We start from the raw sequence: 12,632 nt of genomic DNA, 5'->3' as shown, positions 1-12,632 counted from the left end.
TTGGACGTAAATGCGGTTCGCGGAAACGCAGGTCTGGCCGGCATTGCGGAACTTCGCCTGGACCGCACCGTCAACAGCACCGTCAATGTCGGCATCATCGAAGATGATGAAAGGTGCATTGCCGCCGGTTTCAAGGCTGACCTTCTTGATCTGGTCAGAGCACTGACGCATCAGCAGCCGTCCGACCTCGTTCGAACCGGTAAAGCTGATCTTTGGAATTGGTGCAGAGTTCACGGCCCACGCGATCACCTTCGGACGCATAGATCAGGTTGACCACGCCATCGGGAAAGCCGGCCTGATGGCGAGAGCAAACATTGCACCTAGCCACGCCACGATAAGATCGAGCGCGGCTTCGTTGCGTGCGGGTCTGTGGTCAGTGGAGGGCGGAGGAAAAGCGCTCGGCGTGCTCGCCCTCGCGATACCACTGGTTCGCGCCGGCAAGCGCCAGTTTCTGAGGCAAATCGCCGAACAGCTGGTAGAGCCTTACTCTCAGGGCTTGGCATCTATGTCGCCTACGACCGCCACATGCAGCCCGTCGCGTGCGAAAGCGGCTTTGTGGAAGGCGCTTAGATCGGAGGGCGTTACGCTAGTCAGCCTCCCTTGGGCGGTCTCGAATACGGATGCGTGCGTAGATTCCGCGCCGCCAGGCCAGCTCGGCGATCGCATGAGGTTCGCGCTCATTGGCAATGATTTCGGAGAGAAGCTGGGCGCGTATGCGGTCGAAAAGTGCTGGTGTAGCCGGATGCGGGTCCCGCCGCCGAGAATGTCGGCCAGCAGTCGAGCGCCGCGGCCCCGCACCAGGGACCGCCCATGAATGACTCATGCGAGGCGTCTCAAGGCTGTCCGCGATCCAGCGCCAGATCTCCGCCTCGCCCGAGACGCGCAGAGCTGGCCGGTTGTGCAGGAGCCGTCGGCAATATCCGCCTTCCTCGTTCGGATGGGTAACGCTTGCGATACGGAGTCTTGACTTTGGCAGTCGCTCTGTGACATTACCTATATAAAGTTCGAAAGAAGGCGATATGGATCATGCATAGGTCACAGAGACCCGAATGAAGGCAACGTATAAACGCACCTATTCGCGCTACGCGATGGAAGCGCTTGGCCTTTTCGGTAAGACCATCCGGCTTGGCCGGATGCAGCACCGGTTAACCGCACAGGAGTTAGCCGAGAGAATCGGTGTTTCACGCAGCACCCTGCAGCGCATCGAGAAGGGCGATCCCAAAGTCGAAATCGGACTGATGTTCGAAGCTGCTGCCATTGTCGGTGTGAAGCTGTTCGATGCCGACGGCAATGGCATCACAGCCCTCACAGGCCGCATGGACGATCGCATCGCGCTGCTGCCGAAGCACGTCTACAAGGCCGGCAAGCAGATCGTCGATGAGTTCTAAGGTCCCCAAGTACGACGAAGCCTATGTCTGGGTCTGGCTGCCGGGCGAGACCGCGCCGGTTGTCGCCGGGCGGCTATATGCCCATGACGGACTCGTCAGCTTCAACTATGGCAGGAGCTTTCGTGAACTGGGAAGCGCGATCCCGCTTTATCTCCCGGAACTGCCCCTGAAGGCAGGCGAATTGCCTTTGCTTCCTGGCCTAACCATGCCGGGATGCATCCGCGATGCTGCCCCTGATGCCTGGGGACGACGGGTTATCCTAAACCGCAAATTCGGTGTGAAGGGCGATGAAATCGCGCGGCTCGATATTTCAGAACTGACGTTCTTGCTGGAATCAGGCTCGGACCGCATCGGCGCGCTCGATTTTCAGTTTTCGCCAATGCATTACGAGCCGCGCGCACTGGCCAATGCCACTCTCGAAGAGCTTGTCCAATCGGCGGAGCGGGTAGAGAAAGGTATTCCGCTCACCCCCGAATTAGATCAGGCGCTGCATCACGGCAGCTCGATCGGCGGCGCAAGGCCAAAGGCGCTGATCGAGGGTGACGCCGTCAAGCATGTCGCGAAATTTTCCTCGTCTGCCGACCTTTACAGCGTCGTCAAAGGAGAATTCATAGCCATGCGGCTTGCCGCCTTGTGCGGCATCAGAGCGGCATCCGTCTCGCTCGTTCGCGCCGCAGGCAACGACGTGTTGCTCGTCGAGCGATTCGACCGGATCAAGGTCACGGGCGGCTGGCAACGCAAATCCATGGTCTCAGCGCTGACGATGCTCGCGCTCGATGAGATGATGGCGCGTTACGCCAGCTACCAGGATTTGGCGGAGATCATTCGCCACCGATTCACCGCGCCGTCGGAAACTCTGCGCGAGTTGTTCAGCCGCATTGTCTTCAACATACTTTGCGGCAACACCGACGATCATGCCCGCAACCATGCGGCATTCTGGGACGGCGCTAAGCTCACCCTCACGCCTGCGTACGATATTTGTCCGCAGGCCCGCAGTGGCCAGGAGGCCAGCCAGGCCATGCTCATCAGCGGCAATAACCGCATGAGCCGGATAGCGTCCTGCCTTGAAGCGGCGCATCACTTCCTGCTCAGCGCGCCGGAAGCTCTTGCGATTGTTGAAGGCCAGCTCCGATGCATTGCGGAGAATTGGCCGCGTGTCAGCGAGGAAGCTACGCTATCCGGCACAGATCGCAATCTGTTCTGGGGCCGACAGTTCCTCAATCCCTACGCTTTTACGGCGCTGGAAGGAAGCGCCGACGTTCTCCGCGCTCTGGCTGACGAACTACGCAACAGTGTTCACGCCTGATCCGGCGCTGGATTTCGGACAAGCTCGGCAAGCGCAAGACGCCCACAATATCGACAACCCTTGCCGTGCCAGGACGAAGATTGAACAAACGGCTCTTCAACAGTGACAACGTGCACTGCGGAGAGATGTGGAGCTGACACCGCAAAAGCCCAAGACGCGCGACTTCCCGCGATACAACTCCACATAACTGAGCGTCTACAAGCGGTGCAGCCAGCCAAACATCCAGCCATCAAAGCGATGATCGTCTGATCTTTTGCCGATGACATCACGTCGGGGAAGCCTTGTTCGAGCGCTTGCCGCTTCATATCGATACCGGCCTGGGCGTAGCGCATCGTTAGTTCAGCCCGAGTGGCCTGGCCATCGACTGATGGTGGCGATGTCAACACCCGCCTTGACGAGGTGGATGGCCGTCGTGTCCCGCAAAGGGCGATGATGGATGCTTTTTTCCGCCATGGTGGTTCCTTCGCCCGCAGCCATGTGTGCGCAGCAAGTATGGAACACCGAACCGGGTGAGCAGTGTGGGGCGGTCGTTGCTTTGCTCGGCGGGACAGGGCGATACCAGACGAAGGTCACAATCGAAGATTCAGGATCCCTGAACTCGTGCATCCGTATTGAACATCAGCGAAAACAGAGCGTAATCCCGCTGTCCAGAAGGCGTGCGGCGGACGATACGCGCCAGGACGCTCTTGATTTCCGGGCTCATCGAGATATTCGACAGGTGCCACCCACGCGCCCTCTTGAAGGGAAGTGTCACCACCAGTTGCAGCGTATCCTAATATTCGGGGTGCTCCGAAATCAGGAACCGCGCAAAGGCATGCATCGCCGCCAGCCTTGCATTGCGGGTCGCAACTGCCACGCTCGACCTCAAGTGATGTGAGAAAGCTGCCCATCCTGTCGGTATTGATGTCGGAGACCGCTTCTTCTTTCAAGAATATCTTCCCGCTCTCCCGCGGCATGAGCCCGTGGCATGCTTCGGCCCAATGCTGTGGATTGATGTTTCTTCATGCCACAACCTCGCTGACGAGACCGCCGAAAGCCCCTTCAAAGCGGTCGGTGGCGATCTCTCGCAGCTTTGGAAGGTAGTGCATTGATTTTTCGTGGAATGGGGACCCTGTTTAAAGGGTGATTTTCGTCCAAACGGGACCCCTTAACGATGGGGTCATCAAGATGCCTCCGGCTTGATCGGAGGCATTTGTGTTTTGGATGTTGGTTTTAGAGACGATTGCAAAGATACGTCGGCTGTCGCTGGTCCAGGGGAAGTCGATCAAAGCGATCTGCCGTGAGCTGAAGATCTCGCGCAAGGTGGTGCGCAAGGTCCTGCGTTCTGAGGAGACGCAGTTCCGCTACGAGCGCAAGCACCAGCCCTATCCCCGCATGGGAGCTCGGCGTGAGACGCGGGACCGGCTGCTGTCGGCGAATGCGGCCAAGCCGCAGCGGGAGCGGCTGCCGGTCGCTTCGACGGCTTCCATTGCATTCCCCCGTCGGTGTCGAAGACCTGCACGGTGCGCTTCGACAACAACAAATACTCGGTGCTGTCGAGTGCCGTCGGTCGGCCCATCGAGATCCATGCTTATGTCGATCGGATCGCATCCGCCAGAGGATGGCGTGGTCGTGGGAGAACACGTTCGCTCCTTTGGCCGCAACGAGGTCGCCTACGATCCCTGGCACACGGCGCGCGCCGTTCCTTGGCTGGGTCGTGCGGTCGGCAATGGAGAAGGTGCGGCGCAGCTCAAGGCGGTTGATGACGTCGACCGGCAGATGGTGTTGATCCTCACCTGGGTGCTGACCGACGGATTGAGCGCGGTCGAGGCCGCCTGTCAGGAAGCCATCGAGCACGGTGCATCGTCGGCGCCGGTGATCCTCAACATCCTGGCCCGCAGCCGCGATCCGGCGCCGGGCACGATCCTTTCCATTCCCCAAGCGCTGAAGCTAGCTCACGAGCGGTCGCCGACTGCACCCGCTATGACAGTCTCAGGAGGACAAACAGCCATGGAACGCACCGAGGTACTGGAACTGATGGGAGCGCTGAAGCTCTACGGAATGCGCAGAGCCTATGACGAGATCATGGGCGCGTCGCCATCAAGCGACGGCACGAGCCGCCCAGGATTGTCGGTGATCTCTTGCAGGCCGAGATATCGGAGAAGCAGGCCCGCTCCATCAAATACCAGTTCGCTGTCGCCAAGTTGCCGCTGGCCAAGGACATCGACGACTTCGACTTCGCCGACACGCCGGTCACCCCCTGATGCGCGATCTCGCCCGGCCGCGCCTTCGTCGCCGATCAGCGCAACATCGTCCTGGTCGGCCGCCTTCACGGGTCACCCAACTCGCGCGGAAGGTCGACCGCATTGCGACGGGCGCGTGTCGACTTCCCAACAATGTCAGACAGGAGACGCAACGCTATCGGAGCGATCGCATTGCCCGAAACGATTTTCCCAGTTGGCACGACAATTGCGGTCCTATGCGCAAAAGCAAACTAGACCTGAGAGCCGCACCGCATGAATGTAGCCTCCCAATATCTGCCGCTTGTGGCGCATCACGAAGCCGGGCACGCGGTGGCCGCCATCGTTTTGCACCGTCAGACGTTCGACGACGACCGTGAACTCCCTGCTTTCTCAAGTGTTAGTATTTACCCCGACGTCGGTGACGGAGAGTGCGGTGGTGTTGTCGAAGGCGCGGGTTTTTATTCAGCGCAAGGATTCACCTCGAAGCGAAAGCCGATTTTCGAGGACGATATGGATCGATGTTTGGAACGCGATGATGCGATCCGGGAGATAGTTGCGTGTCTGGCAGGTCCTTTTGCAGAATCCGCATTCGAAGGCTATCTGGACCCGCGCGATATGGCGATGAATGCGTCCGATGGGAATGAGGGGAGCAGCGACTACGCGGATGCCAAGCGAATCTATGGTGAGTTGCGGTTCCTGATGCCGCGCCGCCCCGATTGGGGGCGGATCGAAGATTGCACGGCCCGGCTAGTACTCGATCACTGGTCGGCCATCGAAGCATTGGCCGCGCATTTGCTGGTCAAGCATGATCTCCAATTCGATGAGGCTCTGACGATTGTTGCGCCGCATCTTCCGCCCATGCCAGCAGCTACGCCGCCAGAGCGTCATCCGCAGCCTGCTTGATCAGCCATTCGATGTGATTTGACCACATCTGCAACACCTCGCGCTTCTCCTTGACGTTGCTATAGAGATTGTAGATTTCGCCAATGTCTGTCAAGGACGCCGCCTTGTGATTCAGTATGTGCTCGATGACGTGTGGCAATACCTGCCGCCTGCCGAGATTTGTCGCGAGCGTCCTGCGCAGATCGTGAAGGGTCCAGTTCTCCAAAGCCACCCCGTCAGTATTGACCTTGCCGTCTAGAGCCTTCTTGCCCTTCGCGTAGCCTGAGAAGTGGCTTCTTTCGTTGCCCCTCGCAGGGAAAAAAACGTGTCATTGGTCTTCGGTACCGTCTGGGGGACCGACACCGCCAGTGTGGACAGCGGAATAAGCGTAGGCTCTTCGTTCTTCGTGCGGTCACCCGATAGTTCCATGTTCCGGCTTCAAGGTTGAGGACCAACGCATCGCGGCAACTTCCGTACGCCTCTGTCCGGTCAGAATGAGCAGCTTGACGATGGAGCCGAACGAATAGCCGATATCGCCCGGTTCGGGCTCACAGCCCGTTCATATAGCCGCCAGTTCGGCATCGTTCACCACTCGCTTGCGCTTGACGATCGGGGCCGGATCCGGATTTTCCAATCCCTCGCGGGGAAACCGCGGATGAGCCGTTGCGGCGGTTTGCGACACCAGTTGAAAAATGCCCGCATACACCAGAAGGCCGTGTTAGCCGCTTGCGGGTGACCCCCGGCGACGATCTTCTTGGTGATGTTAGCAATGTCGGTGTCGATCACATGGTGGATAGAGCGACTCCCGAGGGCAGGCACAAGATACCGGTTCAGGCTGGCCTCGACCAGTGCGGTGTTTTGAGGGTCGTTACTCGGCGGCCTGGAGGTGACCGCCATCGCCGTCCTCGGTATCGTCAGCGCTGATATGCGCCTGATCGGCAAGGAAGGCTGGCAGTTCCGATGGAGCTATGCTGGAATTTGGGTGACGAGGCTGATCAAGCGGCGCTCTGCGGCTTCGTTTCGATGACCTGGATTCCGTCCAGGAACCTGGCACCTGCGATGAGTTTCGGCAACTGATTTTGTCCTTTCAATCGTCGCCACTTCCTGGCCGCGGCCAACAGCTTGAAGACCATCAGCTGGGCGGTTTTCGAGGATAGCGAGCCCTTGGTACGCACCGTGCGATAGCGAACGGTTGCAAAGACGCTTTCGATGGGATTGGACGTTCGCAGATGATCCCAGTGTTGGGCGGGGAAATCGTAGAGCGCCAGCGACGCAATATGATCTTTCGTCAGGCAGTCGACCGCCTTGGCATACGCCTCGGCCTCCATCTCGATCGCATGCGCAAGCAATTTGCGCGCGCCGCTGCGAAGTACATCCGTCAGGGTATCATCGATTTCGTCGGGCTGACGAAGGCGAACAATGTGTTGATAGTCTCGTTCATGGCGTATCACTCTCCTTGAGAGGTACTGGCAGGCTTCATCACCCGCCTCGATACGCCGCTCTCCTCAAGCCGCCATCATCCAGTTTCCGCCATGGCTCCCCCTGATTGATCCGCTTCACCTGTGCAACTGCACAGGCTGCCCTAGCGGGGAGATTGGCCTCCAATGGCGAAAGCTTGCCGCAGGAGACCCTCCGATGACCGTGCCTATGGCGCCGCCGCTACGACAACTTGCCGACAAGCAGCGTGCGATCCACTGCCGCGCTACTGCGCCTTCAAGGGACGTCTGGATCGCGACGCAGGAGCCGATGACCGTTACGGGATCAATTCCAGGTCGCGCTGGCCGTCGCTGTGCCAGTTCGACGGTCTGGTGGCAATTTGGGCACATCTTCTGTCGCCGACAGTGGCGATGGCTGACGCTTCAACGAAACGGGGTCTTCGACGTCTGCTGCCTTCGCCGATGCTTTGCGAAGTGGCATAATGTTTCGACGCACGCAGGCGCGGGCAGGGGATGTCAGTCATGAATCTCCTGACTGGCGCGGATCAGGCCGATTGGCGGGATGAAAGATCATACGACTACACCGCTGGCCTGACGCTGCGGGAGTGGGCTTGGGAGTTCTTACGCCGCAATCCAGCGTTCCAGCGCGATCTGACCGCTGCGCGCCAGCATTGCAAGACTTGGTCTCTCCAATCCTTTCTCGATATGGTCGCGTCGGCCGGCGACCTGTCACGCTGGGGTGTTCTGTTTCGCGGAGTCTTGTGGCCGCGCTTCGGTCGTATTCTGGTGTCCGCTCTGGTGCGTCCATGTGCTGCCGGTCATTGCGGAACGGTTGCCTGCCTCGTCGCCGACACCGCCGTTCGAACTCTCGGCATTGCCCTGTCGTGCAATCGTCCTGCTGGCGCCCGACAAGAGCCAGCATGTTCTTCTTCGCAATGCGGACCACGCGCTGCAGCTCGCCGTCTCGGGCGCGAATATCCTCCACCCTGTTTGCCTGCATACGCAAGCCATCTGGCCCGCGGTGCTTTTAAAGCATCGACTGAGGGGACTGGAGTGCCTCAATGCTCTCAGTCTAGGGCAACAGTTGCCCCCCCGCTTGTTTGCGCCGGAAAAGCGCGGCGTTCGTTTGTCCTTCGTTCTTCGTGCGCTCGACGGTTCGCTCGCCGGAGCACCTCATCGCGAGCTCGCCGAAGTTCTCATCGGTCAACGGCGCGTCCATGCCGACTGGGCGGATCCTCGCGATCATCTGCGCGACCGCATCCGTCGGGCCGTCTCGCGTGGCCGCGCGCTCATGAATGGTGGCTACAGAGATTTCCTAATTTGAAAAGCGACAGTCCGCGCTGTGCGTCGGTGGATGAACGTTCGCTCGCAGCTGTACCCGTCACCAACAGTTCGCCCGCCGACAGGACTGCATGGCGCCTTGCAAGTGCGCTCTGGTCTAGCTTGTCGATGCCGAAATGAGATGGGCGAGGGTGCCAAGGCGGTGGTTCATTAGGGCCGGCCTCGACCTGGACGCACATCATTGGTCGGAAAGCGGCGTGCACCGCAATGTCGCCATAGCAGCCAAGATCCTTTGAGGCCGGACCTGCAGTCCTGTTGGACCGGCGGGTGCAACAATATGGAGGGATCTGAGGCCTCACACCGTTCCCTGGTCGACAGCTCGGTCAACATAGCACCCACCGCTTGATTATGGAAATGGTGTGCCTGGAGTGCAGCGAGTAGCGGCTTGCTGCGCACTGTCCTAAGAATAGCAGTCATGACCCGTCTGGGGTTCTGCAACACGACGATTCAACCGCTTGGGCATTGTCGCATATCCCACAATGTAGAATGCGCAACAGGGCAAAAGCTGATCCATCGGCGGTTTATCAATGCTTTTTGGCTTGGCACGGCACATGCAACGCAATCGGCAAAAGGCGCACGAACTGAGTGGCCCATCGGCCCTAGGAGCGCTGACTTATGCCCTCCCAAGGCATGTCCGGCCCGACAGCGAGCTCAGTCTCCTGCCGGGCATCCGTGTTTCAGGTCAACGGCGTTTGGAACTTCCAATTAGGTGGCGGCATTGACCGCAGGCCGCCCCCCGGTGGGGCGGAGAGACAGTGCAGCAGGTTTCAAATCCCGCCCATGCAAAGATATTTCATTTCCAGATAGTCCTCGAGGCCATGACGGGAACCCTCCCGCCCGATGCCGGATTGTTTGATCCCGCCAAACGGTGCCGCCTCCGAGGACATGCGTCCCGTGTTGATGCCAACCATGCCATATTCCAGAGCCTCTGCCACACGCCAGACCCGCTTCAGGTTTGAGGCATAGAAGTATGCGGCGAGGCCGTATATCGTGTCATTGGCCTCGCGCACGACCTGATCCGCATCGTTGAAGCGAATGATCGGCGCGAGCGGCCCGAATGTCTCCTCTTGCGCGACTGCCATGACGCTGGAAATCTCGGTGAGGACCGTGGGTTCGAAAAACGTGCCATTCTTGCCGATACGCTGGCCCCCGCATCGTATTGTGCCGCCTTTCGCAATGGCATCTGCGACGTGAGACTCGATCTTGGCCAGAGCATGCTTGTCGATGAGCGGTCCGATGTCCACTCCGGCATAGAATCCGTCGCCAACCGACAAGTGCCGGATTCTTTCCACGAATTTCTTGACGAACTCATCGTGAACGCTCGATTGGACGTAAATGCGGTTCGCGGAAACGCAGGTCTGGCCGGCATTGCGGAACTTCGCCTGGACCGCACCGTCAACAGCACCGTCAATGTCGGCATCATCGAAGATGATGAAAGGTGCATTGCCGCCGAGTTCAAGGCTGACCTTCTTGATCTGGTCAGAGCACTGACGCATCAGCAGCCGTCCGACCTCGGTCGAACCGGTGAAGCTGATCTTTCGAATCTTGGAATTGGTGCAGAGTTCACGGCCCACGCGATCACCTTCGGACGCATAGATCAGGTTGACCACGCCATCGGGAAAGCCGGCCTGATGGGCGAGGGCGAACATTGCGCCAGCCACGAGCGGCGTCTGTTCAGCGGGCTTGAGCACGATTGTGCAGCCCGCAGCCAAGGCCGGCGAGATTTTGCGCGCCACCATGGAGGCCGGGAAATTCCATGGCGTGATCGTGCCAACAACGCCGATGGGCTGCTTGATCACTAGCATTCGGCGGTCTGTCGAGGGTGCCGAGATCGTCTCGCCATAGACGCGATTGGCCTCCTCGGCATACCATTGCAGATACGCCGCCGCATGCGATACCTCTGAAATGGCTTCGGCAAGCGGCTTGCCCATTTCCGCAGTCAGAATCGCGGCGAGATCGCCTGCATGGTCGATGATCAGCTGATGCCATCGCCAAAGAACGTCGCTACGTTCTCGGGCCGTCAACGCGGCCCATCCCGACTGCGCAACATAGGCCTTGTCTACCGCAGCACGTGTCTCCTCCACGCCCATATCGGGAAGCTCTGCCAAAACTTCGCCGGTCGACGGATTGACGACCTCGAACGTCTTATTGCCAACTGGTCTGCCGAGTGCCGGCAGGCGGTCGATGGCTCCAAACAGGTGCGGGGATTTCAGACGGCGGATCATCGGCAGGCACAGGGGCAATACCGGATTCCTCCTCAACGCAGCGAACATCCAGGTCGACAGGCCGTCAGTGTGTATTCTGCACCAGTGGGTTCGTCGTAGGGCCTCGGCAAAGCAGCTGGTAGACCACGCTAGCCCGATGAAAAGACAGCAGTTTCGTTAGTTTGAGTGCCCGCGGTTCATCAATTGATGGATTAAGCAGTCGGATGTTTGCTTCATCCACCATGCCTGCTGGTGGCATGCGACTGAATTCTGCAAAAAGGCGGCATACATGCTGAGGAGCGCCATTTCGGCGAGAGGCCGCCGGACCGCCAATGCCGCGCAAGGTCGGCGAAAACGACTCCGCGCGTCTGCATGATCTGCTTGGCCCACGGGCCTCCACATTCGCTCTTCCCACGAGAAGCCCCGATGAAGAAGGAAGGTGAGATGAGTTTCTTTACTCATCCTTGCCGCCCAGCGGCGGGCCGACCACCAAAATGGCGGGCTCGGCCGAAAGCAGCTTTTTGGCCGCCGCCTTGACCTGTTTGAGCGTCACCCGACCGATGCTGCGGGCGCGACGCTGGTTGTAGTCGACGTCGGCCTTGTGAATCTGCAAATCCAGGAGCCGGTCTGCAATCGAGCGGGTCGAGCCCAGTTGGTCGATGGCATAGGCGCCGATCAGGTGCTTCTTCGACGCCTTGAGCTCGGCCCCGGTCGGTCCTTGCTGCGCCATCTGCTTTACCACATCTCGCACGATGCTCAGTGTTTGGGCAGCGCAGTCCGAGCGTGTCTCTGTCGTAACCAGAAGCGAGTCAAGGGTTAGTTCAGAGCTGACGTGATAGGCAAGGCCGCGTTTTTGACGTACCTCCTCGTAAAGGCGGGAAGTCAAGTATGAGCCGCCAAGGATGTCGTTCAGCAGCACGGCCGCGTAGAAATCCGGCGCGCTAGGCTTCACGCCAGGCCAGGCCAACGTCAGCGAAGTCTGCGGCAGGTCGTAGTTCTCCTCCACCAGTTGACCGAGTTTCGGCGCGACATCGTAGACGGGGACGAGGGTTTGTTGCTCAGGCAAATCACCAAACAGCTGGTCAAGCCTTTCCCTCAACGTGTTCGCGTCAATGTCACCCACCACGGCAATATGGAGCCCGTCGCGAGCGAAAATGGCCTGGTGGAAGGCGCGGAGGTCGGACGGCGTGATGCCGGGCAGGCTCTCTTTTGTGCCTTCTCCCAGCCTTGAACAAGGATGCGCGCCATAGATCGCGCGCAGCCATTTGCGCTGAGCGATGGCGTTAGGGTCTCGCTCGCTGCCGACGATGCGGGAGACAATCTCGGCGCGGACGCGATCGATCGGCCCCTGCTCGAAGCGCGGCGCGTTCAGCGCGAGCCGAAGCAGGCCGAACGCCGCGTCCTGCTTTTTGGAAAGCATGCACATCGATCCGTAGATGTCGTCGCTTTGCGCGTCCAAACTCATTTCGGCGCCGGCATGGTCGAGCTTCACCTGGAAGGCACCGCTGTCGTAATGGCCAGCGCCTTCGATGAACAGGCCGGCCATCAGTTTGGCCATCCCCTCCTTCCCGACCGGGTCCTGCTTGGTGCCGCCCTTGAAGGCAAAGCCGATGTTGACGATTTCCACTGTGTGGTCCTCCACCAGCCAGGCGATGATGCCCTTTTCGGACTTCACCTCCTGGATGTTCATCGCAGCATGGGGCCGAGCGCCGAGCGTCATCTCTTGATTCTCCGTCTTGGGCAAGAGATAGCCCGTGGTCGAACGGTCGAACGCGAGATAGCGGGCGGCAACTGCTTTGATTTGCTCGGGGGTAACCTTGCGGATGCGATTCGGCCGTTCCTCGACATCCTTC

The 12,632-nt window shown here is 59.6% G+C and carries 9 protein-coding genes and 3 pseudogenes; 6 read left to right on the top strand and 6 right to left on the bottom strand.

The window, feature by feature from the left end:
- Positions 1 to 438 (bottom strand): annotated as a pseudogene (locus EOA60_RS04275) (aldehyde dehydrogenase family protein); the annotation flags it as partial.
- A 650-nt stretch (positions 439 to 1,088) separates the two neighbouring features.
- On the opposite strand from EOA60_RS04275, the gene EOA60_RS04265 reads away from it, so the two are divergent.
- Together EOA60_RS04265 and EOA60_RS04260 are read left to right on the top strand one after the other, a co-directional pair.
- The gene (locus tag EOA60_RS04265; protein ID WP_210326673.1) at positions 1,089 to 1,388 is read left to right on the top strand and encodes a helix-turn-helix transcriptional regulator; all 300 of its coding nucleotides are present in this window, start codon (positions 1,089 to 1,091) and stop codon (positions 1,386 to 1,388) included.
- Positions 1,378 to 2,694, top strand: coding sequence for a HipA domain-containing protein (locus EOA60_RS04260; protein WP_063169281.1), 1,317 nt, complete (start codon positions 1,378 to 1,380; stop codon positions 2,692 to 2,694). The genes EOA60_RS04265 and EOA60_RS04260 overlap by 11 nt, the downstream gene beginning before the upstream one ends.
- A gap of 569 nt (positions 2,695 to 3,263) precedes the next feature.
- Here EOA60_RS04260 and EOA60_RS04255 read toward each other — a convergent pair.
- On the bottom strand, positions 3,264 to 3,623 hold the full coding sequence (locus EOA60_RS04255) for a hypothetical protein (protein WP_126066776.1): 360 nt from the start codon (positions 3,621 to 3,623) through the stop codon (positions 3,264 to 3,266).
- A 516-nt stretch (positions 3,624 to 4,139) separates the two neighbouring features.
- On the opposite strand from EOA60_RS04255, the pseudogene EOA60_RS38740 reads away from it, so the two are divergent.
- The 3 genes and pseudogenes from EOA60_RS38740 to EOA60_RS04240 form a co-directional block, all read left to right on the top strand.
- Positions 4,140 to 4,673 (top strand): annotated as a pseudogene (locus EOA60_RS38740) (IS21 family transposase); the annotation flags it as partial.
- Positions 4,674 to 4,683: 10 nt separating this feature from the next.
- Positions 4,684 to 4,997 (top strand): annotated as a pseudogene (locus tag EOA60_RS38735) (ATP-binding protein); the annotation flags it as partial.
- Between the two features lie 192 nt (positions 4,998 to 5,189).
- A complete protein-coding gene (locus EOA60_RS04240) occupies positions 5,190 to 5,819 on the top strand; it encodes a hypothetical protein (protein ID WP_095486042.1) in 630 nt (209 codons plus the stop codon).
- Here the strand turns inward: EOA60_RS04240 and EOA60_RS39590 are convergent.
- Both EOA60_RS39590 and EOA60_RS04230 read right to left on the bottom strand, forming a co-directional pair.
- A complete protein-coding gene (locus EOA60_RS39590; protein WP_135907184.1) occupies positions 5,785 to 5,913 on the bottom strand; it encodes a hypothetical protein in 129 nt (42 codons plus the stop codon). The genes EOA60_RS04240 and EOA60_RS39590 overlap by 35 nt on opposite strands.
- 880 nt (positions 5,914 to 6,793) lie before the next feature.
- Positions 6,794 to 7,249: a transposase gene (locus tag EOA60_RS04230; RefSeq protein WP_256748481.1), complete on the bottom strand. Its 456-nt coding sequence runs from the start codon at positions 7,247 to 7,249 to the stop codon at positions 6,794 to 6,796.
- Between the two features lie 793 nt (positions 7,250 to 8,042).
- On the opposite strand from EOA60_RS04230, the gene EOA60_RS04225 reads away from it, so the two are divergent.
- On the top strand, positions 8,043 to 8,558 hold the full coding sequence (locus EOA60_RS04225) for a DUF2285 domain-containing protein (protein ID WP_224570032.1): 516 nt from the start codon (positions 8,043 to 8,045) through the stop codon (positions 8,556 to 8,558).
- A gap of 784 nt (positions 8,559 to 9,342) precedes the next feature.
- Here EOA60_RS04225 and EOA60_RS04220 read toward each other — a convergent pair.
- A complete protein-coding gene (locus EOA60_RS04220) occupies positions 9,343 to 10,818 on the bottom strand; it encodes an NAD-dependent succinate-semialdehyde dehydrogenase (RefSeq protein WP_128292703.1) in 1,476 nt (491 codons plus the stop codon).
- A gap of 415 nt (positions 10,819 to 11,233) precedes the next feature.
- On the bottom strand, positions 11,234 to 12,499 hold the full coding sequence (locus EOA60_RS04215) for a pitrilysin family protein (protein ID WP_128311092.1): 1,266 nt from the start codon (positions 12,497 to 12,499) through the stop codon (positions 11,234 to 11,236).
- Positions 12,500 to 12,632: the final 133 nt, after the last annotated feature.

The sequence above is a fragment of the Mesorhizobium sp. M1A.F.Ca.IN.020.06.1.1 genome (genome assembly GCF_004023265.1).
Taxonomy (GTDB): domain Bacteria; phylum Pseudomonadota; class Alphaproteobacteria; order Rhizobiales; family Rhizobiaceae; genus Mesorhizobium.
The sequence above is the reverse complement of the archived record's forward strand: the minus strand, read 5'-3'. Positions and strand labels throughout refer to the sequence as shown.